We start from the raw sequence: 21,740 nt of genomic DNA on the forward strand, positions 1-21,740 counted from the left end.
GCCTCAGCGGGTCAGCGCCAGCGACGTCAGCTGTGCCACACCCCAGCTGAGCGGTACGCACACGGCCACGAGCGCGGTGGCCCGCAGACCCGCCGCCGTGCGCAGGACCCGTGCGGGAGCTGCCAGATCGAGCATGGCCTCACGCCCGTCGGCCCCCGTCCGGCGGTCCTCCGCGGCGGATGTGAGAAGGGTCGCGGCGGCGCACAGCGCCACCAGGGCGGCGGCCGGCCAGGCCAGCGGACCCAGCGGAACGTGCAGCCCGCCCCGGTCCCGCAGGGCGAGGGCGGTCAGGGCCCCGGCGGCCACGGAGCACAGCACGCCCAGCGGCGGCCCGATCCGGGAGGCCTGCTCCTGCAGGGACCGCCCGGCCAGCAGCCGGAGCGCACCCGGGCGCACGGCCTGGACCAGGCTGCCGCAGGCGTAGGCCAGACCCGGTCCGGCCAGGGCCAGTCCGACGGCGGTCAGCACCCAGCCGGCGAGGACCCCGCCGCCGTCCCGGCCGGCGTAGGCCTCGACAGCGAGCCCGCAGGCGGTCAGGGCGATGCCCCAGGGCAGGGCGGTCTGCGGAGCCAGCGGCCGGTGCGGGCGCAGCGCGAGCACGGTGGCGGCCGACGCGGTCACCGGTACGAGGCCCAGCAGGGTCAGGGCGGCCGCCAGGGGCAGCGGCTGCTCGGCGTGGAGCAGCCTGGCGCCGGAGCCGTCGAACGGCAGCCCGGCGAGGTCCCCGCGCAGGTGGAGGAAGACAGCCAGGGCCAGGGCGCTGCCCAGGGTGCAGGCGACGGCCGTGGAGATCGCGGCGGCCAGGGACAGCCGTACGGGTCCCAGCCCGGCGGCGTCCAGCCCCTCGCGGGGCCGGGTCGTGGGGTCGGCCCGGGCGACGGCGACGGCGAAGTGGACCGTCGCGGCCAGCGGGACCAGCGCCCACAGCAGGCGAGGGAACGATCCGGCAGGCCGGTCGACGGCTGTGGCGAGTACGTACAGCAGCAGGAAGCCGGTCCCGGCGGAGGCGGCGGCGACGAGCAGCCGGCGCAACTGGACGACGGGCCGGGAGCCGCGGGCTAGGCGGAGAGCGAGCACGCGGCCTGGCCCTCCGGGGTGTCGGGGAGAGGGGAGGTGTCGGCGGTCACCGAGAGACGGCCGTCGACCAGAGTCAGGCGGCGGTCCGCGACGGCGGCGGTGGCCTCGTCTGCGGTGGCCAGCAGCACGGTGATCTCGTGGGAGCGGGCCGCGGTGGTCAGCGTCCGCAGCAGCAGGGCCCGGTCGGCCCGGTGCAGCGGGGCCGTGGGCTCGTCGGCGTAGATCACCGAGGGCACGGTGACCAGGGCCCGGGCCAGGGCCACCCGCTGGCACTCGGCGCGGCTGAGCGCGGCGGGCCGCTTGCGGGCGAAGGCGGCGATGTCGAGGCGGTCGAGCCATTCGCAGGCGGCGTGCTTGGCGCTGCGGTGGGAGGCCCCGGCGAGCAGCAGCGGCAGGGCGGCGTTCTCCCAGACCTTCAGCTCGGGCAGCAGCTGGGGTTCGGGACCGAGCCAGCCGAAGCGGTCGCGGCGCAGCCGTTCGCGGGACAGGTCTCCCATGGTGTGCACGGGGACGCTGTTGAACCAGACCTCGCCCTCGGAGGGCAGCAGCTGCCCGGACAGGCACCGCAGCAGCGTGGTCTTGCCGCTGCCGCGGGCTCCGATCAGGGCCACGATCTCGCCCTGGCGGACTCCGAGGGAGACACCCACGAGGGCGGGGGCACCGTCGTGCGCGTAGTGCAGGGACCGCGCCCACAGAACGTCATTGTCCGGCGGGGCATTGTCCGGTGGGGCCACCATGGCGTACACCTCCGTCCGAGGGAACGAAACGGAGCCCTTTCAGTCACTGGCGCCGTACTCAGATGTAAAGAGATGAAACGGTTGGATGGTGACATCACACGGCCCGGACCCCCGCGTTCTCACTCGAACGAAGGATCCGGGCCGTGTGATCGGACTATTGCACCGTCAGACTGTCTGCCGCCTGGTCAGAGCTTGGTCCACGCCTCGGTGAGCACCGAGCGCAGGATGCCTTCGATCTCGTCGAAGGTCCCCTGGTCGGCGGTCAGCGGCGGCGCCAGCTGGATGACCGGGTCGCCGCGGTCGTCGGCCCGGCAGTACAGGCCGTTCTCGAAGAGCGCCTTGGACAGGAAGCCGTAGAGCACGCGCTCGGTCTCCTCGTCCGTGAAGGACTCCTTGGTGACCTTGTCCTTGACGAGCTCGATGCCGTAGAAGTAGCCGTTGCCGCGGACGTCGCCGACGATCGGCAGGTCGTGCAGCTTCTGCAGCGTCTTGAGGAAGGCGCCCTCGTTGTCCAGCACGTGCTGGTTGAGGCCTTCCTTGTCGAAGATGTCGAGGTTGGCGATGGCCACCGCGGAGGACACCGGGTGCCCGCCGAAGGTGTAGCCGTGCAGGAAGGTGTTGTCGCCCTTGTAGAACGGCTCCGCGATGCGGTCCGAGACGATGCACGCGCCGATCGGGGAGTAGCCCGAGGTCATGCCCTTGGCGCAGGTGATCATGTCCGGCACGTAGCCGAACTTGTCACAGGCGAACATCGTGCCGAGGCGGCCGAAGGCGCAGATCGTCTCGTCGGAGACGAGGAGCACGTCGTACTCGTCGCAGATCTCACGGACCCGCTGGAAGTAGCCGGGCGGCGGCGGGAAGCAGCCGCCGGCGTTCTGCACGGGCTCCAGGAAGACGGCGGCGACGGTGTCGGCGCCCTCGAAGAGGATCTGCTGCTCGATCTGGTCGGCGCACCAGCGGCCGAAGGCCTCGGGGTCGTCGCCGTAGATCGGGGCGCGGTAGATGTTGGTGTTCGGGACCTTGTGCGCACCGGGCACCAGCGGCTCGAAGGGAGCCTTGAGGGCCGGCAGACCCGTGATCGACAGGGCGCCCTGCGGGGTGCCGTGGTAGGCGACCGCACGCGAGATGACCTTGTACTTGGTGGGCTTGCCCTGCAGCTTGAAGTACTGCTTGGCCAGCTTCCAGGCGGTCTCGACGGCCTCGCCGCCGCCGGTGGTGAAGAAGACCTTGTTCAGGTCGCCCGGCGCGTAGTCCGCCAGGCGCTCGGCGAGCTCGACGGCCTTGGGGTGGGCGTAGGACCACACGGGGAAGAAGGCCAGCTGCTGCGCCTGGTTGAAGGCGACCTCGGCCAGCTCCTTGCGGCCGTGACCGGCGTTGACCACGAACAGTCCGGCGAGACCGTCCAGGTAGCGCTTGCCCTTGTCGTCGAAGATGTAGGTGCCCTCACCACGCACGATGGTGGGGACGGGTGCGTTCTCATATGACGACATGCGGGTGAAGTGCATCCACAGGTGGTCGTATGCGGTCTTGGAGAGGTCCTGGCTCACGGGCTATCGAGTTCCCCACATGTAGGTCTGCTTCTTCAGCTTCAGATAAACGAAGCTTTCGGTTGATCGCACGCCGGGGAGCGTGCGGATCTTCTTGTTGATCGTTTCGAGCAGGTGGTCGTCGTCCTCGCAGACGATCTCCACCATCAGGTCGAACGACCCGGCGGTCATCACCACGTACTCGCACTCGGCCATCGCGGTCAGCGCGTCGGCCACCGGGTCGAGGTCGCCCTCGACGTTGATGCCGACCATGGCCTGACGCCGCAGGCCCACGGTCAGCGGGTCGGTGACGGCGACGATCTGCATGACGCCCTGGTCGAGCAGCTTCTGCACGCGTTGGCGCACAGCCGCCTCCGACAGGCCGACGGCCTTGCCGATCGAGGCATAAGGACGGCGGCCGTCCTCCTGCAGTTGCTCGATGATCGCCAGGGACACAGCATCGACCGAAGGGGACGGTTGTCTGTTCCTGGAATCTGCGCTTCGACTGACCACGAGCCCACTGTGCACGAGGAGTCGTCTGTTCCGCAAGACGGAATCAATGAAATCCGTTGTTTGGCGACTCGGATCTCACCGATTTCGTAGGTGGTGGCCTTCGGGTCTGTCGAAAGCCTCCGCGCAGGGGCTAGGCTTGGTATTCGTCTCAATCGTTGGACATGTGATCAGGAGTGTGGCTGTAGTGACCACCGAACTGCGTCGTCTGCGCAACTACATCGGCGGGGAGTTCAAGGACGCCGCCGACGGGCGCACCACCGAGGTGGTCAACCCGGCCACCGGAGAGGTGTACGCGACCGCCCCGCTCTCGGGCCAGGCCGATGTCGACGCCGCCATGGCCGCCGCCGCGGCCGCCTTCCCGGGCTGGCGCGACACCACCCCCGCCGAGCGCCAGAGGGCGCTGCTGAAGATCGCGGACGCCTTCGAGGCGCGCGCGGACGAGCTCGTCGCCGCGGAGTCGGAGAACACCGGCAAGCCGCTGGGCCTCACGGCCAGCGAGGAGCTGCCGCCGATGGTGGACCAGATCCGCTTCTTCGCGGGTGCGGCCCGCCTGCTCGAAGGCCGGTCGGCCGGCGAGTACATGGACGGGATGACCTCGATCGTCCGCCGCGAGCCGGTCGGCGTATGCGCCCAGGTCGCGCCGTGGAACTACCCGATGATGATGGCCGTGTGGAAGTTCGCCCCGGCCATCGCGGCGGGCAACACGGTCGTGCTCAAGCCCTCCGACACCACCCCGGCCTCCACCGTCCTGATGGCGGAGATCATCGACTCGGTCCTGCCCAAGGGTGTCTTCAACGTCATCTGCGGCGACCGTGAGACCGGCCGGGCGATGGTCGAGCACCCGACCCCGGCGATGGCCTCCATCACCGGCTCGGTGCGCGCGGGCATGCAGGTCGCCGAGAGCGCCTCCAAGGACGTCAAGCGCGTCCACCTGGAGCTCGGCGGCAAAGCCCCGGTCGTCGTCTTCGAGGACGCCGACATCCCGAAGGCCGTCGAGGACATCGCGGTCGCCGGTTACTTCAACGCCGGCCAGGACTGCACCGCCGCCACCCGCGTGCTCGTGCACGAGTCGATCCACGACGAGTTCGTGGCCGCGCTCGCCAAGGCCGCCGCCGACACCAGGACCGGCGCGCCGGACGACGAGGACGTGCTGTACGGCCCGCTGAACAACCCGAACCAGCTGAGGCAGGTGGCGGGCTTCATCGAGCGGCTCCCCGCCCACGCCAAGGTCGAGGCGGGCGGCCACCAGGTCGGCGAGAAGGGCTACTTCTACGCCCCGACCGTGGTCTCCGGCCTCAAGCAGGACGACGAGATCATCCAGAACGAGGTCTTCGGCCCCGTCATCACCGTCCAGTCCTTCACGGACGAGTCCCAGGCCCTGGAGTACGCGAACGGCGTCGAGTTCGCCCTCGCCTCCTCCGTGTGGACCAAGGACCACGGCCGGGCGATGCGCATGTCCAAGAACCTCGACTTCGGCTGCGTGTGGATCAACACCCACATCCCGCTCGTCGCCGAGATGCCGCACGGCGGCTTCAAGAAGTCCGGCTATGGCAAGGACCTCTCCGCCTACGGCTTCGAGGACTACACGCGCATCAAGCACGTGATGACCTCGCTCGACGGCTGATCGGCCGCATCGATCACAGCAGGGCCCTGAGGGGGCGGGCAGTAGACATCATGTCTATTGCCCGCCCTTTCGCGTTCGCCGAGGCTGTGGCCATGCCTCAACTCGCCTTCTCCCGCCGCGCCGCGCTCGCCGGAATCGGAGCCGCGGGCCTGTCGGCCGCCCTCGCCGGATGCGGTGTCCGACCCGCCTACGTTCCCGAGGAGGGGCGCGTGCGTCCGGACCGCTCGGAGCGGGACCGCAGCGTCGCCTTCTCCAACTGGCCGCTCTACATCGACACCGACGAGGAGGACGAGGAGAGCCGCCCGACCCTGGAGGCCTTCTCCGAGCGCACGGGCATCGAGGTCCGCTACACCGAGGAGATCAACGACAACGACGAGTTCTTCGGCAAGGTCAGCCCGGCCCTGATGAACCGCCAGGAGACCGGCCACGACCTGGTCGTGGTCAGCGACTGGATGGCCGCCCGCTTCGTGCACCTGGGCTGGGCCCAGAAGATGGACCGGTCGGCGCAGCCCAACGTCACCCGCCACCTCGACCCGCAGCTGCGCTCCCCCGCGTTCGACGAGGGCCGGCTTCACACCGTCCCGTGGCAGTCAGGGATCACCGGCATCGCCTACAACCGCAAGGCCCTGGGCCGGGAGATCAGGTCCCTCCAGGACCTGTGGCACCCCGACCTGGCGGGCAGGGTGACCCTCTTCTCCGGGCTCGACGAATCCTTCGCCCTGCTGATGCAGGGCAACGGGGTCGACGTCACGCGCTGGAGCGAATCGGACTTCCACCGGATGTGCGACCAGGTCGAGAACCTGGTGAAGAAGAGGCACATCCGCCGCTTCACCGGCAACGACTACACCTCCGATCTCGGCAAGGGCGACATCCTCGCCTGTCAGGCCTACTCCGGCGACGCCATCCAGCTCCAGGCCGACAACCCCGACATCGAGTTCGTCGTCCCCGAAGAAGGCGGCGAACTCTGGGCCGAGAGCCTGCTCGTCCCCAACCTGGCCCGGCACAAGGCCAATGCCGAGGCACTCGTCGACCACTACTACGACCCCCAGGTGGCCGCACGGCTCGCCGCCTCCGTGAACTACGTCTGCCCCGTCCCGGCGGCCCGGGAGGTGCTGGCGGGCTCGGACGACAAGGAGACCGCCGAACTCGCCGAGAACCCGCTGGTCTTCCCCGACGACGACATGCGGGGGCGGCTCGCGGTCGCCCGGGACGTCTCCTCGGCCGAGCGACGCTCCCTGGCCAGGCGGTGGAACGCGATCGTCGGGCTCTGATCACGGTCCGGACACAGAACTGAACATGTTCAGTCATTTGACTGAACGCGTTCAGAAAGCCGCGTAGGCTCCCCTCCATGAGCGAGAGAAGCGCCCTTGAGCGGCGGATCCGTGCCTGGCTGACCGTCTTCGTCGTCTGCCTGGTGCTCAGCGGCCTCACGGCCTTCCCCCTGGTCAGCGAGGTCCGCTGGGGCAACGCCCTGGTCGACAACATATGGCTGCGCCGGGTGGGCGAAGGGCTGGAGCGGGCCGATGCCGACTACCCCTTCCTCCTGTACGGGACCGACTGGCTCGCCTTCGCCCACCTCGTGATCGCCGTCTTCTTCTACGGCGTGTACCGCGACCCCGTCCGCAACATCTGGATCATCGAGGCCGGCATGATCGCCTGCGCCGGGGTGATCCCGCTGGCCCTGATCTGCGGCCCGATCCGCGGCATCCCCTTCTGGTGGAGCGTCATCGACATGGCGTTCGGCATCTTCGGGGTGATCCCCCTGCTGATCCTGCGCCGCATGATCAAGCGGCTGGAGACCGAGGCCGCCGCTACTTCGTGAAGGCCGCCATGGCGATGCCGAGGGCCACCCGGTTCGTGTCCTGGCCCTTGGCGTCCGTGGCGTTCACCGAGTAGACCAGGGTGCGGGAGAGGTCCCGGGTCGCGCCGATCGCGGTGTTGTAGCCGTGCCGGCCACCCGTCTTGCCCCAGGCCACCGTGCCGTCCGGCAGGACGATCCTGGACAGGCCCGCCGTCATCACCGCCGGCTTGCCGCTCACGGAGTCCCGCACGTCCGGCACCGTGAACATCTCCTCCAGCCGGTCCTTCGGCACCACACGGCCGCTGAAGAGGGCCACGGTGAAGCGCTCCAGGTCCGCCGTCGTCGAGATGATGTCACCCGCCGCCCACCGGTCCGAGGAGTTCCACTCGGTCACGTCACGCAGCTCGCGCGAGCCGTCCGCCTTTGGTATGGCCTGGTAGCCCCGGTTGTGCGGGCCGTGGATCCTCGTCCCGGTCCGCCCCGGGAACGACGTCCCGTGCAGCGCCAGCGGCTTCAGGATCCGGACGCCGACAACGTCCTCGTACCGCATGCCCGTCACCTTCTCGATCAGCGCACCGAGCACCGTGTAGTTGATGTTCAGGTAGTGCTGGGCTGTGCCGGGCGCGAACTCCCGCTCCTTGGCGACCGCGTCGGCGATCTGTGCGCGCCGGTCGGTCACGTCGAACCGGTGCTCCCACTGTGCCTCGAAGGAGTCCCCGGGGCCGTCGGCCGCCGGGATGCCGCTGGTGTGGTTCAGCAACTGCCGCACCGTCACGGCCCCGTAGCGGTCGGGCACGGTCCCGGGCAGATAGCGCCGGACCGGCCCGTCGAGGTCCACCCGCCCCTCCGACGCCAGCTGGAGGACGACCGCCGCCGTGAACGCCTTGGTCACCGACCCCGCCCGGAACCGGCCCCGCTCGACGGCCTCGCGCCCCGTGCGGATGTCCGCCACGCCCGAACTGCCCTGCCAGCAGCCGGCCGTGCCGCCCACGCGCACCAGCGCGGCCGTCGCGTCCCCGTGCCGCGGACCGAGCCCGGCGATCGCCGCCTCCAGCGCGGCCGCGTTCGGCGGTGTCGACACCACCGGCGCGATCGGCACCGAGACGGCGGACGCCGGTGCCGGCGCCGGTGCCGGCACCGGCGCCGACGCGGCGTGGGCGACGGCCGGCCCCGACGCGATCCCGACGACCAGCGCCGCGGCGATCAATGTGCGCATCCTTGCGTTCAACCCACGGCCGGGCCCCGCGCAGCCGCCGGCCCCGTCGGCCCGGCGCGGGTATCACCGGCCGAACTGGGCCCGCACTGCCGTCAGCGCGTCCACCCGGTTCGTGGTGATCGCGTCGACCCCCGCCGCGATGAGCCCCTTCATCGTCCGCCTGGTGTCGGCGGTCCAGGCAGACACCAGCAGGCCGTCCCGGTGCAGCGCGTCCGCCAGCTCCCGGCTCACCAGCCCGAAGCGGTAGTTGAGCCAGCGCGGCGCCACCGCGTCGATCAGGACGCGCCGGGGCGGCGAGAGCGTGGTCCAGGTCAGAGCGATCTCCGCGCCGGGATCGGCCGCGCGGAGCGCCAGCATCGACCCGGGTCCCGCGCAGTAGAACGTACGCTCGCGCGCATCGCACTCCCGGACCAGGCCCACGACGGTGCGCACCGCCTCGGGCGTGGCACCCGGGAGGTCGAGCATCAGTCGGCCCGCCCCGGCCGCCACCAGCGCGTCGCGCAGCGTCGGAACGGCGCCCCCGGTCATCTCCTTGAGCTGTGCGGCCGAGATCTCGTCGAGCCGCACGTCGTGGTTCCACAGCCGCTGGAGCGACTCGTCGTGGAGCAGGACCGGCACCCCGTCACGGGTCAGCCGTACGTCGACCTCGACCGCGTCCGCCCCGCGGGCGAAGGCGGAGCGGATGGAGGGCAGGGTGTTCTCACGGACGCGGTAGGGATCGCCGCGGTGGCCGATCGCAGTCAGGGTGCGCATGGCCCCATTCTCGGGGGACTTCAGCGCGCGAGCCATTGCTCGGTGTACGTGTCGATCTCCGCGTTGAGCTTCTCCTTGCCGGCCGGGTCCAGGAAGGAGGCCTCGACGGCGTTCTTCGCGAGCTGCGCGAGCCCGCGCTCGTCGAGGTCGAGGAGGCGCGCGGCCACCGCGTACTCGTTGTTGAGGTCGGAGCCGAACATCGGCGGGTCGTCGCTGTTGATCGTGACGAGTACGCCCGCCGCGACCATCTCCCTGACCGGGTGCAGGTCGAGGTCGGTCACCGCGCGCGTGGCGATGTTCGAGGTCGGGCAGACCTCCAACGCGATGCGGTGCTCCGCGAGGTGGGCGAGCAGCTCCGGGTCCTGGACCGAGCTGGTGCCGTGGCCGATGCGCTCGGCGCCCAGGTCGCGGATGGCGTCCCAGACGGTCTCCGGGCCGGTGGTCTCGCCGGCGTGCGGCACGCTGTGCAGGCCGGCGGCGCGGGCCTGGTCGAAGTACGGCTTGAACTGCGGGCGCGGAACGCCGATCTCGGGTCCGCCGAGGCCGAAGGAGACCAGGCCCTCGGGGCGCAGGTCGACGGCGAGCCGCGCGGTTTCGGCGGCGGCTTCGAGGCCGGCCTCGCCGGGGATGTCGAAGCACCAGCGCAGGATGACGCCCAGTTCCTTCTCGGCGGCCTTGCGGGCGTCCTCGATGGCCTCCATGAAGGCCTTCTCGTCGATGCCGCGGCGGGTGGAGGAGTACGGGGTGATGGTGAGCTCGGCGTAGCGGATGTTCTGCCGGGCCATGTCACGGGCGACCTCGAAGGTCAGCAGCCGTACGTCCTCGGGGGTGCGGACGAGGTCGACGACCGACAGGTAGACGTCGATGAAGTGGGCGAAGTCGGTGAAGGTGAAGTAGTCGGCGAGGGCTTCGGGGTCGGTGGGCACCTCCGAGTCGGGGTGCCGGGCGGCGAGCTCGGCCACGATGCGGGGGGAGGCCGAGCCGACGTGGTGGACGTGGAGTTCGGCCTTGGGCAGCCCCGCGATGAAGGGGTGCAGGTCGGTCATGGGGCGGTGCCTCCGGATGGGCGGGGGTGCGGGCAGGACGCCCTCATCGTAGGCACGGCCGTGACTGTGGGTGGCAGCGCTTAGCATGGCCGTACGAGAGAGGGGGGCTCCGTATGAACGACAGCAGTCCCGAGCCGCGGGACCCGTGGGCGCCGCCGGAGCGGCCCGTGGTGGACCTGGGTAAATCGCAGGCTGCGCAGGGCATGCCGGTGGGGTCGGGCCCGCCGTCCGTGCACGACCAGCCGACGCTCGCCGGGATGCCCGGCGGCCTGACGGCCCCCGCCGCGCCCGGCCCCGCCGCGAGCCCGCCGCCGGCGGCCGGGCCCGCCTCGGCGGCGTACGGCTACCCGGCGGCCCAGCCCGGCTACGGCTACCCCGGCGACGCGGGATATCCCGGCCCTGGCTTCCCGGGGCATCCCGGGTACCCCGCCCAGCAGGGGTACCCGTTCCCCGGCGCGTACCCGCCGTACGGACGCCAGCCCAGCAACGGCTTCGGCATCACCTCGCTCGTCCTCGGCATCCTCGCGGTCATGGGCTGCATCACCAGCTTCATAGCCGTGGCGCTCGGGATCGGGGCCGTCGTCTTCGGAGCCCTGGGCAAGGGCAAGGCCAACCGCGGCGAGGCCGACAACGGCGGGATGGCCCTGGCCGGCATCATCCTGGGCGCGGTCGGCATCGCGCTGGGCCTCCTGATGCTGCTCGCCCTGTTCGCCCCGTTCCTCGACCGCAGCCGGGACGACGGCCCGCGCTACGAGAGCCCGTATTCGGACTCGCGGCTTCACGAACGGGTCTGAAGCCACGGCCAGTCGGCGTTCCGGCCGCCCTCGATCAGGGTGAGCATCCGGAAGGCCGCGTCCGTGAGCCCGCCGAAGGTGTGCCGGTTCCCGCTGCCCGAGGGCGCGTGGCCCACCCGGTAGCCGGCCAGGTTCCAGGTGTGGACGGGCACGTCGGACGGCACGTGCCGCGTCCACGGCCGCGGCGTCGGCCCGGTTGAGCCGGGAGCGGTCCGACAGCGGAGACCACATCAAGCCGGAGCGGTCGGCGAGGACCAGCGTGCGGCCGGGCAGCGCCGGCACGTTGGCCAGCGAGTGGCCCAGCGCCTGCTCCAGCGGGTACGCCCAGCGCAGTGAGGGCGCGTGCCGGTAGGCGGCCAGGTAGTGGAGGGGGACTGCCGGGACCGGGCTACGGCCTCCGGGTGGGAGATCTTCGCGGCGACCTGCGCGGCCACCGCGTCCGAGCCCCCCGCCTCGTCGAAGTTGCGCAGGTTGCGCAGCAGCGCCATCGCCCCCTGGCCTTCAGCCTTCACGCACTCCGCGGCGCCGACGAGCGGGGCGGTGCGCAGGTTCGCATCCCCGCGCAGCCAGCCCAGCAGGCCGGCCGTCCAGGCGGGATCCTCGACGGCGAGGGTGCGCACGAGCGCGGCGAACCGGTCGTCACGCGCCTCGCCGCTCGCGTACGCGGTGCGCTGCGTCACGAAGTTGGCGACGGCGAGCAGGAAGAGTTCGGAGCGCGGATCGCGCAGACGGCCCGGTCCGCCCTGGGCGGTGCGGGCGTGTCCGGTGGAGCGCACCGGTGAAGTGGGCGAGGCGGGCGCCGGTTTGAGCGCGCGCAGGTTGAAGCGGGCCAGGTGAATCCCCCGAATCCGATGGAAGCGGGGAGGCGTTGCGTGGGGATGCCCGAGGTCGGGAGTCGGCGGCGGACTGACGCCCGACGAGCTGCCTGACTGCTCCACCGGCCCGTTCCCTTGCGGGTGAGGGGCCGGGTGGGATTCGACCCACGACCTCCCGGGCCCGGAAGCAGCCGGCGCCTGCGGAACACGTGAGGCGAGGGCCCTCCGCCTGCGCCAGCACATTACGCCCGGCTCGGACCCTCGCCGTCCGCGCCGCCTTCGCGCAGCCGCTTCCGGGCCTCCATCAGGGCGAAGCCCAGCAGGTTCAGCCCGCGCCAGCGTGCCGGATCCAGGGCGCGCTCGTCGTCCGCGGCCAGTCCGATGCCCCAGATCCGGTCCATCGGGCTCGCCTCCACCAGCACGCGGTCCCCGGTGCCCAGCAGGTAGGCGCGCAGCGCCGGATCGGAGCCGAACTTGTGCACACTGCCCTCCACGACCAAAGCGAACCGCTCCCGCTCCCACGTCGCGTTGTCGAAGCCGCGCACCAGCCGCCCGACCTTCTTCGCCTCGGCCGGGCTCTTCGCCAGCACCGCGGCGCGCTCGGCCTCGGGGTCTCCGAACAGCCGGGCCTTGCCGGCCATCATCCAGTGCTCGGCCGTGGCATAACGGACGTCACCGACAGTGAAGGAGGACGGCCACCACTGGCTCAGGCAGCTCGGACCGAGCTTGCCGTCGGGCCGCGGCCGGTGCCCCCAGAACGGCAGGTACTTCCGTCGCTCACCACGGCTGACCTGCTTGATCAGGTCGTCGATCATCTCCATGCATGCGAGTCTGGCACCCGCCACTGACACTTCGTACGGGATTTCCGGCGCGCCTCGACACATGGTCGACCGATTCCGTCGCGTAATCAAAAGGAAACAACGGAATCACTTGGCCAAGGGCATCACCTCTGTCAGGATCGGCACTCAATTCGAGCTGTAGCTCGAACTGTAGCTACGGAGAGCGTGAGAGCGTGATGGGCAACCGCTTCCAGGTCAGGGACCGCTTCGCAGACGGCGCGCAGTACATCGACGGAAAGCTCCGGTCCGGGACCTCCGGCCGGTCACACACCGTGGTCGACCCGGCCACCGGCGAGGAGGTCCTGACCTACGAGCTGGCGAGCACCGCGGACGTCGACGAGGCCGTCGCCGCCGCCAAGCGCGCCTTCCCGGCCTGGTCCGGGGCCACCCCCGGCGAGCGCTCCGACGCCCTTCACCGGCTGGCCGCCGTACTGGCGGAGCAGGCCGCGGACTTCGCGTACGCCGAGTCCCTCCAGTGCGGCAAGCCGATCAAGCTGTCCACGGAGTTCGACGTGCCGGGGACCATCGACAACACCGCCTTCTTCGCGGGCGCCGCCCGCCACCTCCAGGGGCAGGCCGCCGCCGAGTACTCGGGAGACCACACCTCCTACGTGCGCCGCGAGGCCATCGGGGTCGTCGGCTCCGTCGCCCCCTGGAACTACCCGCTCCAGATGGCCGCCTGGAAGATCCTCCCGGCCATCGCGGCCGGCAACACCATCGTGCTCAAGCCCGCCGAGCTCACCCCGCTGACCTCCCTGATGTTCGCCCAGGCGGCCAAGGACGCGGGCCTGCCCGACGGCGTGATCAACATCGTCACCGGTGCCGGCCGCGACGCGGGCGAGCACCTGGTGGGCCACCCCGACGTGGTGATGACCTCCTTCACCGGCTCCACCGCCGTCGGCAAGCGGGTCGCGGAGATCGCCACCGCCACCGTGAAGCGCCTGCACCTGGAGCTCGGCGGCAAGGCCCCCTTCCTCGTCTTCGACGACGCCGACCTGGAGGCCGCCGCGCACGGCGCCGTCGCCGCCTCCCTGATCAACACCGGCCAGGACTGCACCGCCGCGACCCGCGCCTACGTGCAGCGCCCCCTGCACGACGCCTTCGTCGCCCGGGTCGCCGAGCTGATGGAGACCGTCCGCCTCGGCGACCCCTTCGCCTCCGCCACCGACCTCGGCCCGCTGGTCTCGCACGCCCAGCGCGACCGCGTCGCCGGGTTCGTCGAGCGCGCCCGCGGCTACGCCACCGTCGTCACCGGCGGCGAGGCCCCGGGCGGCGAGCTCACCGCCGGCGCGTACTACCGGCCCACCCTCATCACCGGCGCCGCCCAGGACAGCGAGGTGGTCCAGTCGGAGATCTTCGGCCCCGTCCTCGTGGTGCTGCCCTTCGACAGCGACGACGAGGGCATCGCGCTGGCCAACGACACCCCGTACGGACTCGCGGCCTCAGCCTGGAGCCGCGACCTCTACCGGGCGAACCGTGCCACCCGCGAGATCAAGGCGGGCTGCGTGTGGGTCAACGACCACATCCCGATCATCAGCGAGATGCCCCACGGCGGCTACAAGGCGAGCGGTTTCGGAAAGGACATGTCCGCCTACTCCTTCGAGGAGTACACGCAGGTCAAGCACGTGATGTACGACAACACGGCGGTCGCCGCGAAGGACTGGCACCGCACGATCTTCGGGGACCGATAACCGACCACCGCCTGACCAGCGGTCCACCTCCCGAAAGGCCACAGCGCATGGAGCAGTACGAGCCCGACCGCCTCTCGGCGGCGCAACTCGCCGCGATGCGGCGCAGCATCGGCAGCGGGCGCGGCGCCCTCACCCGCCGCTCGCTGTTTCGCGCCTCCGGAGTCGGAGCGCTCACCCTCGGCGGCCTGTCCACCCTCGCCGGGTGCGGCATCCCGCCCGCCAAGCGGGAGGGCGACGCGGCCGCCGCCTCCGACGACCACTCGGACCGGGAGAAGGAGATCGCCTTCTCCAACTGGACCGAGTACATGGACACCAGCGAGGACGAGAAGTCCCGTCCCACGCTGGAGGAGTTCACCAAGCGGACCGGGATCAAGGTCAAGTACACCGAGGACATCAACGACAACGTCGAGTTCTTCGGCAAGATCAAACCGCAGCTCGCGGCGGGCCAGGACACCGGCCGCGACCTGATCGTCGTCACCGACTGGCTCGCCGCGCGCATCATCCGCCTCGGCTGGGCCCAGAAGCTCGACCCCTCGCACCTGCCGCACGCCTACGCCAACCTGTCCCCGCAGTTCCGCAGCCCCGACTGGGACCCGGGCCGCGCGTACAGCTACCCCTGGACCGGCATCTCCACCGTCATCGCCTACAACGAGAAGGCGACCGGCGGCAAGAAGGTGGACTCCGTCACGCAGATGCTCGACGACCCCTCCCTCAGGGGCCGCGTCGGCTTCCTGACGGAGATGCGCGACAGCGTCGGCATGACCATGCTCGACCAGGGCAAGAACCCCGCCTCCTTCACGGACGCGGACTTCGACGAGGCGATAGGCCGGCTCCAGAAGGGCGTGGACAAGAACCAGATCCGGCGCTTCACGGGCAACGACTACACCTCCGACCTGGACAAGGGCGATCTCGCCGCCTGTCTGGCCTGGGCGGGCGACGTCATCCAGCTCCAGGCCGGCAACCCCGACATCAAGTTCGCCATCCCCGCCGCCGGTTACATCACCTCCAGCGACAACCTGCTGGTCCCCGTCAAGGCCCGGCACAAGGCCAACGCGGAGCGGCTCATCGACTACTACTACGAGCTCCCGGTCGCCGCGCAGCTCGCCGCCTACATCAGCTACGTCTGCCCCGTCGAGGGCGTGGGCGACGAGCTCGCGAAGATCGACGCCGAGCTCGCCGAGAACACCCTGATCGTCCCGGACAAGGCGATGACCGCCAAGTCCCGCGCCTTCCGCTCCCTCACCAGCGAGGAAGAGACGGCGTACGAGGAGAAGTTCGCCAAGCTCATCGGCGCGTGACCGCCGGCGCCGCACCGCGCCCGCTCCTCCCCCTGACCTCTTCGCCCACCCACCCCCGGGACCATCCATGACTGACAAGACCGCGGGCGGCGACGTCCGCCTCTCCGGGATCAGCAAGCACTACGGCACCTTCACCGCCGTGCACCCGCTGGACCTGACCATCCCCCAGGGCTCCTTCTTCGCCCTGCTCGGCGCCTCCGGCTGCGGCAAGACCACCACCCTGCGCATGATCGCCGGGCTGGAGGAGCCCTCCACCGGCACGGTCCACCTCGGCGACCGGGAGGTCACCCACCTGCCGCCGCACAAGCGCCCGGTCAACACGGTCTTCCAGAGCTACGCGCTCTTCCCGCACCTCAGCATCTTCGAGAACATCGCCTTCGGCCTGCGCCGCCGCGGCATCAAGTCGGTCAAGAAGCAGGTCGACGACATGCTGGACCTGGTCCAGCTCGGCCAGTTCGCCCAGCGCAAGCCGCACCAGCTCTCCGGCGGCCAGCAGCAGCGCGTCGCCGTCGCCCGCGCCCTGATCAACCACCCGCAGGTGCTGCTCCTCGACGAGCCGCTCGGCGCCCTCGACCTCAAGCTGCGCCGCCAGATGCAGCTGGAGCTCAAGCGGATCCAGACCGAGGTCGGCATCACCTTCGTGCACGTCACGCACGACCAGGAGGAGGCCATGACCATGGCCGACACGGTCGCCGTGATGAACGGCGGCCGCGTCGAGCAGCTGGGCGCCCCCGCCGAGCTCTACGAGAACCCGCGGACCACCTTCGTCGCCAACTTCCTCGGCACCTCCAACCTCATCGAGGCCTCCGTGGAGTCCGCCGGATCCGACGTCGTCGTCTCGGCCTCCGGCACCACCCTCCGGCTGCCCGCCGCCCGATGTTCGACCACGCCCAGCGCCGGCGGCAAGCTGCTGGTCGGGGTCCGCCCGGAGAAGATCTCCCTGGTCCCGGCCGAGGAGGAGCACGCCATAGCCACAGGCCGGAACAAGATCACCGGCCGGGTCGCGGACTCCTCCTTCATCGGCGTCTCCACCCAGTTCGTCATCGACAGCCCCGTCTGCCCCGAACTGGAGGTCTACGTCCAGAACATCGAGCGCGACAGCCGCCTGGTCCCGGGCGCCGAGGTCGTCCTGCACTGGAACCCCGAGCACACCTTCGGGCTCGACGCCGCCCAGTCCATGCTTGCAGGGACGATGGGCGACGCGGGCATCGAGACGGTCGAGGAGAGCGCGTGACCGCCACCGCCGCGCCGCCCCAGGCGCCCGCCCCCGCCGAACCCCCGGCCCACAGGCCGTCCGTGCGCAAGCGGCTGGTCCCGTACTGGCTGTTGCTCCCCGGCATCCTGTGGCTGCTGGTCTTCTTCGTGCTGCCGATGGTCTACCAAGCCTCCACCTCGGTGCAGACCGGCTCCCTGGAGGAGGGCTTCGAGGTCACCTGGCACTTCCGGACCTACTGGGACGCCTTCACCGAGTACCTGCCGCAGTTCCTGCGCTCCCTGCTCTACGCCGGCACCGCCACCGCGCTGTGCCTGCTGCTCGGGTACCCGCTGGCCTACCTGATCGCCTTCAAGGCGGGACGCTGGCGGGGCCTGCTCCTGGTCCTGGTCATCGCCCCGTTCTTCACCAGCTTCCTGATCCGCACGCTGGCCTGGAAGACGATCCTGGCCGACGGCGGACCGGTGGTCGCCGGCCTCAACGCCGTCGGCTTCCTCGACGTCACCAGCTGGCTTGGCATGACCGAGGGGGACCGGGTGCTGGCCACGCCGCTCGCGGTCGTCTGCGGCCTGACGTACAACTTCCTCCCCTTCATGATCCTGCCGCTGTACTCCTCGCTGGAACGCATCGACACCCGCCTCCACGAGGCGGCCGGGGACCTGTACGCCCGCCCCGCCACGGTCTTCCGGAAGGTGACCTTCCCGCTGTCGATGCCGGGCGTGGTCTCCGGGACCCTGCTCACCTTCATCCCGGCCAGCGGCGACTACGTGAACGCCGAACTGCTCGGCTCCACGGACACCCGGATGATCGGCAACGTCATCCAGTCGCAGTACCTGCGGATCCTCGACTACCCGACGGCGGCCGCGCTGTCCTTCATTCTCATGGCCATCGTGCTGATCATGGTCACCATCTACATCCGCCGAGCGGGGACGGAGGACCTGGTCTGATGCGCACCCCCCTCACCTGGCTGCGGCGCAACCTGGTCGTGATCGCAGGCCTCGCCACGCTCGCGTACATGATCCTGCCGAACGTCGTCGTCACCGTCTTCTCCTTCAACAACCCCTCCGGGCGCTTCAACTACGCCTGGCAGGAGTTCTCGCTCGACGCGTGGAAGGACCCCTGCGGCGTCGCCGACATGTGCGGCTCCCTCGGGCTCTCGCTCCAGATCGCCCTGTGGTCCACGCTCGCGGCGACCGCCCTGGGCACCGCGATCGCCTTCGCGCTGGTGCGCTACCGCTTCCGGGCGCGCGGCGCGGTCAACTCGCTGATCTTCCTGCCCATGGCCATGCCGGAGATCGTGATGGCGGCCTCGCTGCTCGCGCTCTTCCTCAACATGGGCATCCAGCTGGGCTTCTGGACGATCCTGATCGCCCACATCATGTTCTGCCTCAGCTTCGTCGTCGCCGCCGTCAAGGCCCGCGTCCTGTCCATGGACCCGCGGCTGGAGGAGGCCGCCCGTGACCTCTACGCGGGCCCGGTGCAGACCTTCCTGCGGGTGACCCTGCCCATCGCGGCACCGGGTATCGCGGCAGGCGCGCTGCTCTCCTTCGCGCTCTCGTTCGACGACTTCATCATCACCAACTTCAACTCGGGCAACACCGTGACCTTCCCCATGTTCGTGTGGGGCTCGGCCCAGCGCGGTACGCCCGTGCAGATCAACGTCATCGGCACGGCGATGTTCGTCATCGCGGTGCTGGTGGTCCTCGCCGGCCAGACGGTCGGCAAGCGCCGCAAGAAAGCACAACCGAAGTAATTCGGAAAAGCACGTCATCAGTTCCGTAGGGAGTTGGAAGCCATGGCCCCAGTCGCCATGCGTAGTGTTGCGAAATCCCTTTCCGAAGCGAAGCCGGTCTCGTACTGGCTGGACGACCCCGGCAAGCCCGCCCCGCAGCCGGCGCTCACCTCCGACGAGCGCTGCGACCTGCTGGTCGTCGGCGGCGGCTACAGCGGCCTGTGGACCGCGCTGCTCGCCAAGGAGCGCGACCCCGGGCGGGACGTCGTGCTGATCGAGAGCAAGGAGGCGGGCTGGGCCGCCTCCGGCCGCAACGGCGGCTTCTGCGCCGCCTCCCTCACCCACGGCCTGGGCAACGGGCTCGCCCGCTGGCCCGGTGAGCTGGCGAAGCTGGAGGAGCTGGGCGCCCGCAACCTCGACGCCATCGAGGAGGCCGTCGCCCGCTACGGCATCGACTGCGACTTCGAGCGGACCGGCGAGATCGACGTCGCCACTGAACCCCACCAGGTCGAGGAGCTGCGCGAACTCCACGAGGAGGCGCTCCGCCTCGGCCTGGCCGGCGGGTCCGAATGGCTCGACCGGGACGCCGTGCGCGCCGAGGTCGACTCCCCGACCTTCCTCGCGGGCCTGTGGGACCGCGACGGCGTCGCCATGCTCAACCCGGCGAAGCTGGCCTGGGGCCTCAAGCAGGCGTGCCTCGGCCTCGGGGTGCGGATCTACGAGAACACCCGCGGCCTGAAGCTCGCCCCGGCCGGACGCGGGATGACCGTGCAGACCCCCTACGGCACGATCCTCGCCCGCCGGGTCGCCCTGGGAACCAACATCTTCCCGTCGCTGGTCCGGCGGATCCGCCCCTTCACCGTCCCGGTCTACGACTACGCGCTGATGAGCGAGCCGCTGGACGACGCGCAGCTGGCCGCGATCGGCTGGAAGAACCGCCAGGGCCTGGGCGACAGCGCCAACCAGTTCCACTACTTCCGGATCACCAGGGACAACCGGATCCTGTGGGGCGGCTACGACGCGATCTACCCCTACCGCGGCAAGCTCGACTCCGAGTACGACCACCGCCCGGAGACCTACCTCCGGCTCGCCGAGCACTTCTTCACCGCCTTCCCCCAGCTGGAGGGGCTGAGGTTCAGCCACGCCTGGGGCGGAGCGATCGACACCTGCTCGCGCTTCTCCGCCTTCTTCGGAACGACGCACTCCGGCAAGGTGGCGTACGCGGCCGGCTACACCGGCCTCGGCGTGGGCGCCACCCGCTTCGGCGCCGACGTGATGCTGGACCTGCTCGACGGGCTCTCGACCGAGCGCACCCGGCTGGAGATGGTGCGGTCCAAGCCGATGCCGTTCCCGCCCGAGCCGCTCGCCTGGACCGGGATCGCGCTCACCAAGTGGTCGCTGGCCCGCGCGGACGCCCGGGGCGGGCACCGGAACCTGTGGCTGAAGGCGATGGACAAGCTCGGCCTCGGCTTCGACAGCTGACCCGCCCGTGCGAACCGACCCGCCCGTGCGAACCGACCCGAGCGCGCCTCCCCCGGCGCGCCCCGCCCTCTCGCCGTGTGACCCGATTCACTACCACGGAGTAACGCAACCCGCGTCATAGCCGGGCCCGGCCCCGCTCTCTGCAGGTGAGAACGCCTCATCTACAGGGAACGGAGGCCGGGCGATGACGACCCCGGGGGACAAGGCTGCGGTGGAATGGCTGGCATCGGCGGCGCCGGATCCCGGTGCCTGCCGGCGGGCATGGGAGCGCAACCCCCTCGGGGTCGCCCTCCTGCCCGCGGGACGCCTCTGGGACGTGCTGATCCTGCCGGGGGAGCTGGGGCAGGCCACCCTCGACGTACTCGCTCCGCTCACCGACCGGCCCGGTCCGGTGCTCGCCGACTTCGGCGCATCGCGGCTGGGCTTCTTCGTGCCCGCGGGCACCGTCTCCCACTGGATCGGCACGGGCGTACGGGGGGCCGGGCGCGGGGCGTGGATCGTGGTCCCGTACCCGGGCCGGGCGACCGGCGGGGTGCGCTGGACGGTGCTTCCGGACGGGGAGGGGACCCTCACGGACCCGGTCCTGCTGGAGCTGGCCATGCACGAGGCGGCCGCACGCGCGCTGGTGGGGGAGTGCCGCAAGCCTTGAACCGGGAGTTCAGCCGGAACTTCGACGCGTACCACGGCAGGACCGCCTGACCGCCAGCAGCAGCGGCGTACACATCAGCAGGCTGGCCAGCACGTCCAGCGGCCAGTGGAACCCCCGCAGCACCAGCCCGACGGCCGTCGCCCCCGTGAGCACGAGGGCGGCGGCCGCCGGCCACCGCCGGCCCAGGCGCGGCCGCAGCAGCAGGGCCGCCCCCGCGTACGCCACGAAGGCCGTCGCGGTGTGGCCCGAGGGGAAGTAGCCCGCGGCCCACGGCTCCAGCGGGCCGGGGCGGGCGGTCCACTCCTTCAGCGGGACGACGAGGGCCGGGACCAGGGCCATCGCCACCACCGCGGCCGCGGCGCCGCGGCGGTTGCCGCGCAGGGCGGCGTACGCGGCGGCGAGGAGCAGGACGGGCAGTGCGACCGGGACGTTCCCGAGGTCGGAGAGGGCCTCGGTGACCGCGTCGGGGACGGTGCGCACCAGCGCGCCGCTCAGCCGGGCGTCCCAGGACAGCACAGGGCCCCGCACCAGGACCTGCCAGGTGATCAGGGCGAAGAGGAGCGCGCAGAGCGCGCAGAGCGCGCAGGCGGCGAGTACGCCGGAAAGGGTGGCCGGCCGTCCCGGAACAGGGGGGATGGTTCCGGGACGGCCGCCCGGACCGGGTTGCCGGACGCCCCGGGGGGTTTGGGGCGGTCGGCTGTCCGATCGGTGAGGAGTGTGCGCGAACGCAGGCCCGGTACGGCGCTGGGGAAGCCCGGTACCGGTATCGCCCCCGGTTTCGCGGGAGCGGGCTGTTTCACTCATCTGCAGAAACCGTACGGCAGCCGAAGGGGGACCGACAGCAGGAACGCGCTCCCGCCATCGGCCCCCCACAGCTTCTTCACAGCGCCCGCCCGTTACCGTCGGTACGTGCAGTGGGCGCTGCGATCGGACG

General features: G+C 70.9%; 20 protein-coding genes and 1 pseudogene. 11 read left to right on the forward strand and 10 right to left on the reverse strand.

Annotation, left to right across the window (positions count from 1 at the left end):
* Positions 1 to 3: 3 nt before the first annotated feature.
* The 4 genes from ACFWFZ_RS05790 to ACFWFZ_RS05805 all read right to left on the reverse strand — a co-directional run bounded on the left by ACFWFZ_RS05790 (position 4) and on the right by ACFWFZ_RS05805 (position 3,868).
* Positions 4 to 1,077 carry a hypothetical protein gene (locus ACFWFZ_RS05790; protein WP_387117112.1) on the reverse strand — a complete coding sequence of 358 codons (1,074 nt, stop codon included), beginning with the start codon at positions 1,075 to 1,077 and terminating at the stop codon, positions 4 to 6.
* Positions 1,059 to 1,814, reverse strand: a complete 756-nt coding sequence (locus ACFWFZ_RS05795) for an ABC transporter ATP-binding protein (protein ID WP_387117115.1) — start codon at positions 1,812 to 1,814, stop codon at positions 1,059 to 1,061. The genes ACFWFZ_RS05790 and ACFWFZ_RS05795 overlap by 19 nt, the downstream gene beginning before the upstream one ends.
* A 185-nt stretch (positions 1,815 to 1,999) precedes the next feature.
* On the reverse strand, positions 2,000 to 3,361 hold the full coding sequence (locus tag ACFWFZ_RS05800) for an aspartate aminotransferase family protein (RefSeq protein WP_387117118.1): 1,362 nt from the start codon (positions 3,359 to 3,361) through the stop codon (positions 2,000 to 2,002).
* A gap of 3 nt (positions 3,362 to 3,364) precedes the next feature.
* Positions 3,365 to 3,868, reverse strand: a complete 504-nt coding sequence (locus tag ACFWFZ_RS05805) for an Lrp/AsnC family transcriptional regulator (RefSeq protein WP_030651035.1) — start codon at positions 3,866 to 3,868, stop codon at positions 3,365 to 3,367.
* A 169-nt stretch (positions 3,869 to 4,037) separates the two neighbouring features.
* On the opposite strand from ACFWFZ_RS05805, the gene ACFWFZ_RS05810 reads away from it, so the two are divergent.
* The 3 genes from ACFWFZ_RS05810 (at position 4,038) to ACFWFZ_RS05820 (ending at position 7,299) form a co-directional block, all read left to right on the forward strand.
* On the forward strand, positions 4,038 to 5,477 hold the full coding sequence (locus ACFWFZ_RS05810) for a gamma-aminobutyraldehyde dehydrogenase (RefSeq protein ID WP_387117122.1): 1,440 nt from the start codon (positions 4,038 to 4,040) through the stop codon (positions 5,475 to 5,477).
* Between the two features lie 92 nt (positions 5,478 to 5,569).
* The gene (locus ACFWFZ_RS05815; protein ID WP_387117125.1) at positions 5,570 to 6,748 is read left to right on the forward strand and encodes a spermidine/putrescine ABC transporter substrate-binding protein; all 1,179 of its coding nucleotides are present in this window, start codon (positions 5,570 to 5,572) and stop codon (positions 6,746 to 6,748) included.
* Between the two features lie 77 nt (positions 6,749 to 6,825).
* Complete coding sequence (locus ACFWFZ_RS05820) at positions 6,826 to 7,299, forward strand: hypothetical protein (RefSeq protein ID WP_387117128.1); 474 nt, start codon at positions 6,826 to 6,828, stop codon at positions 7,297 to 7,299.
* Here the strand turns inward: ACFWFZ_RS05820 and ACFWFZ_RS05825 are convergent.
* From ACFWFZ_RS05825 to ACFWFZ_RS05835, 3 genes are all read right to left on the reverse strand, one after another.
* Positions 7,289 to 8,494, reverse strand: coding sequence for a serine hydrolase domain-containing protein (locus ACFWFZ_RS05825; RefSeq protein WP_387117131.1), 1,206 nt, complete (start codon positions 8,492 to 8,494; stop codon positions 7,289 to 7,291). The genes ACFWFZ_RS05820 and ACFWFZ_RS05825 overlap by 11 nt on opposite strands.
* A 63-nt stretch (positions 8,495 to 8,557) precedes the next feature.
* Positions 8,558 to 9,247 carry a glycerophosphodiester phosphodiesterase gene (locus ACFWFZ_RS05830; RefSeq protein ID WP_387117134.1) on the reverse strand — a complete coding sequence of 230 codons (690 nt, stop codon included), beginning with the start codon at positions 9,245 to 9,247 and terminating at the stop codon, positions 8,558 to 8,560.
* Positions 9,248 to 9,267: 20 nt separating this feature from the next.
* Positions 9,268 to 10,293, reverse strand: a complete 1,026-nt coding sequence (locus ACFWFZ_RS05835; RefSeq protein ID WP_387117138.1) for an adenosine deaminase — start codon at positions 10,291 to 10,293, stop codon at positions 9,268 to 9,270.
* 113 nt (positions 10,294 to 10,406) lie between these two features.
* Between ACFWFZ_RS05835 and ACFWFZ_RS05840 the strand changes: the two genes are divergently transcribed.
* Complete coding sequence (locus ACFWFZ_RS05840; RefSeq protein WP_387117141.1) at positions 10,407 to 11,087, forward strand: DUF4190 domain-containing protein; 681 nt, start codon at positions 10,407 to 10,409, stop codon at positions 11,085 to 11,087.
* Here ACFWFZ_RS05840 and ACFWFZ_RS05845 read toward each other — a convergent pair.
* A pseudogene (locus ACFWFZ_RS05845) lies at positions 11,072 to 11,920 on the reverse strand (TROVE domain-containing protein). The gene ACFWFZ_RS05840 and the pseudogene ACFWFZ_RS05845 overlap by 16 nt on opposite strands.
* Positions 11,921 to 12,144: 224 nt before the next feature.
* A complete protein-coding gene (locus ACFWFZ_RS05850) occupies positions 12,145 to 12,723 on the reverse strand; it encodes an NADAR family protein (protein ID WP_387117144.1) in 579 nt (192 codons plus the stop codon).
* Positions 12,724 to 12,917: 194 nt separating this feature from the next.
* Between ACFWFZ_RS05850 and ACFWFZ_RS05855 the strand changes: the two genes are divergently transcribed.
* The 7 genes from ACFWFZ_RS05855 to ACFWFZ_RS05885 all read left to right on the forward strand — a co-directional run bounded on the left by ACFWFZ_RS05855 (position 12,918) and on the right by ACFWFZ_RS05885 (position 20,806).
* Entirely contained in the window at positions 12,918 to 14,432 is a 1,515-nt protein-coding gene (locus ACFWFZ_RS05855; RefSeq protein ID WP_387117351.1) for a gamma-aminobutyraldehyde dehydrogenase, read from the forward strand.
* Between the two features lie 47 nt (positions 14,433 to 14,479).
* Complete coding sequence (locus ACFWFZ_RS05860) at positions 14,480 to 15,730, forward strand: spermidine/putrescine ABC transporter substrate-binding protein (RefSeq protein WP_387117147.1); 1,251 nt, start codon at positions 14,480 to 14,482, stop codon at positions 15,728 to 15,730.
* Between the two features lie 67 nt (positions 15,731 to 15,797).
* Positions 15,798 to 16,964, forward strand: coding sequence for an ABC transporter ATP-binding protein (locus tag ACFWFZ_RS05865; protein WP_387117150.1), 1,167 nt, complete (start codon positions 15,798 to 15,800; stop codon positions 16,962 to 16,964).
* Positions 16,961 to 17,890: an ABC transporter permease gene (locus ACFWFZ_RS05870; protein ID WP_387117152.1), complete on the forward strand. Its 930-nt coding sequence runs from the start codon at positions 16,961 to 16,963 to the stop codon at positions 17,888 to 17,890. The genes ACFWFZ_RS05865 and ACFWFZ_RS05870 overlap by 4 nt, the downstream gene beginning before the upstream one ends.
* Positions 17,890 to 18,696, forward strand: a complete 807-nt coding sequence (locus ACFWFZ_RS05875) for an ABC transporter permease (protein WP_387117155.1) — start codon at positions 17,890 to 17,892, stop codon at positions 18,694 to 18,696. The genes ACFWFZ_RS05870 and ACFWFZ_RS05875 overlap by 1 nt, the downstream gene beginning before the upstream one ends.
* A 42-nt stretch (positions 18,697 to 18,738) precedes the next feature.
* Positions 18,739 to 20,157, forward strand: a complete 1,419-nt coding sequence (locus ACFWFZ_RS05880) for an NAD(P)/FAD-dependent oxidoreductase (RefSeq protein WP_387117158.1) — start codon at positions 18,739 to 18,741, stop codon at positions 20,155 to 20,157.
* A 184-nt stretch (positions 20,158 to 20,341) separates the two neighbouring features.
* Positions 20,342 to 20,806: a hypothetical protein gene (locus tag ACFWFZ_RS05885; RefSeq protein ID WP_387117161.1), complete on the forward strand. Its 465-nt coding sequence runs from the start codon at positions 20,342 to 20,344 to the stop codon at positions 20,804 to 20,806.
* Positions 20,807 to 20,815: 9 nt separating this feature from the next.
* Here the strand turns inward: ACFWFZ_RS05885 and ACFWFZ_RS05890 are convergent, their stop codons facing one another.
* Complete coding sequence (locus tag ACFWFZ_RS05890) at positions 20,816 to 21,334, reverse strand: phosphatase PAP2 family protein (RefSeq protein ID WP_387117164.1); 519 nt, start codon at positions 21,332 to 21,334, stop codon at positions 20,816 to 20,818.
* Between the last annotated feature and the right edge of the window lie 406 nt (positions 21,335 to 21,740).

Source organism: Streptomyces sp. NPDC060232 (genome assembly GCF_042726555.1).
Classification (GTDB): Bacteria; Actinomycetota; Actinomycetes; order Streptomycetales; family Streptomycetaceae; genus Streptomyces.

Coding starts and splice junctions, on each gene's coding strand:
- ACFWFZ_RS05795 (WP_387117115.1), bottom strand. CDS start 1,814: ATGGTGGCCCCACCGGACAATGCCCCGCCGGACAATGACGTTCTGTGG.
- ACFWFZ_RS05815 (WP_387117125.1), top strand. CDS start 5,570: ATGCCTCAACTCGCCTTCTCCCGCCGCGCCGCGCTCGCCGGAATCGGA.
- ACFWFZ_RS05820 (WP_387117128.1), top strand. CDS start 6,826: ATGAGCGAGAGAAGCGCCCTTGAGCGGCGGATCCGTGCCTGGCTGACC.
- ACFWFZ_RS05825 (WP_387117131.1), bottom strand. CDS start 8,494: ATGCGCACATTGATCGCCGCGGCGCTGGTCGTCGGGATCGCGTCGGGG.
- ACFWFZ_RS05830 (WP_387117134.1), bottom strand. CDS start 9,247: ATGCGCACCCTGACTGCGATCGGCCACCGCGGCGATCCCTACCGCGTC.
- ACFWFZ_RS05835 (WP_387117138.1), bottom strand. CDS start 10,293: ATGACCGACCTGCACCCCTTCATCGCGGGGCTGCCCAAGGCCGAACTC.
- ACFWFZ_RS05840 (WP_387117141.1), top strand. CDS start 10,407: ATGAACGACAGCAGTCCCGAGCCGCGGGACCCGTGGGCGCCGCCGGAG.
- ACFWFZ_RS05850 (WP_387117144.1), bottom strand. CDS start 12,723: ATGGAGATGATCGACGACCTGATCAAGCAGGTCAGCCGTGGTGAGCGA.
- ACFWFZ_RS05855 (WP_387117351.1), top strand. CDS start 12,918: ATGGGCAACCGCTTCCAGGTCAGGGACCGCTTCGCAGACGGCGCGCAG.
- ACFWFZ_RS05860 (WP_387117147.1), top strand. CDS start 14,480: ATGGAGCAGTACGAGCCCGACCGCCTCTCGGCGGCGCAACTCGCCGCG.
- ACFWFZ_RS05865 (WP_387117150.1), top strand. CDS start 15,798: ATGACTGACAAGACCGCGGGCGGCGACGTCCGCCTCTCCGGGATCAGC.
- ACFWFZ_RS05875 (WP_387117155.1), top strand. CDS start 17,890: ATGCGCACCCCCCTCACCTGGCTGCGGCGCAACCTGGTCGTGATCGCA.
- ACFWFZ_RS05880 (WP_387117158.1), top strand. CDS start 18,739: ATGGCCCCAGTCGCCATGCGTAGTGTTGCGAAATCCCTTTCCGAAGCG.
- ACFWFZ_RS05885 (WP_387117161.1), top strand. CDS start 20,342: ATGACGACCCCGGGGGACAAGGCTGCGGTGGAATGGCTGGCATCGGCG.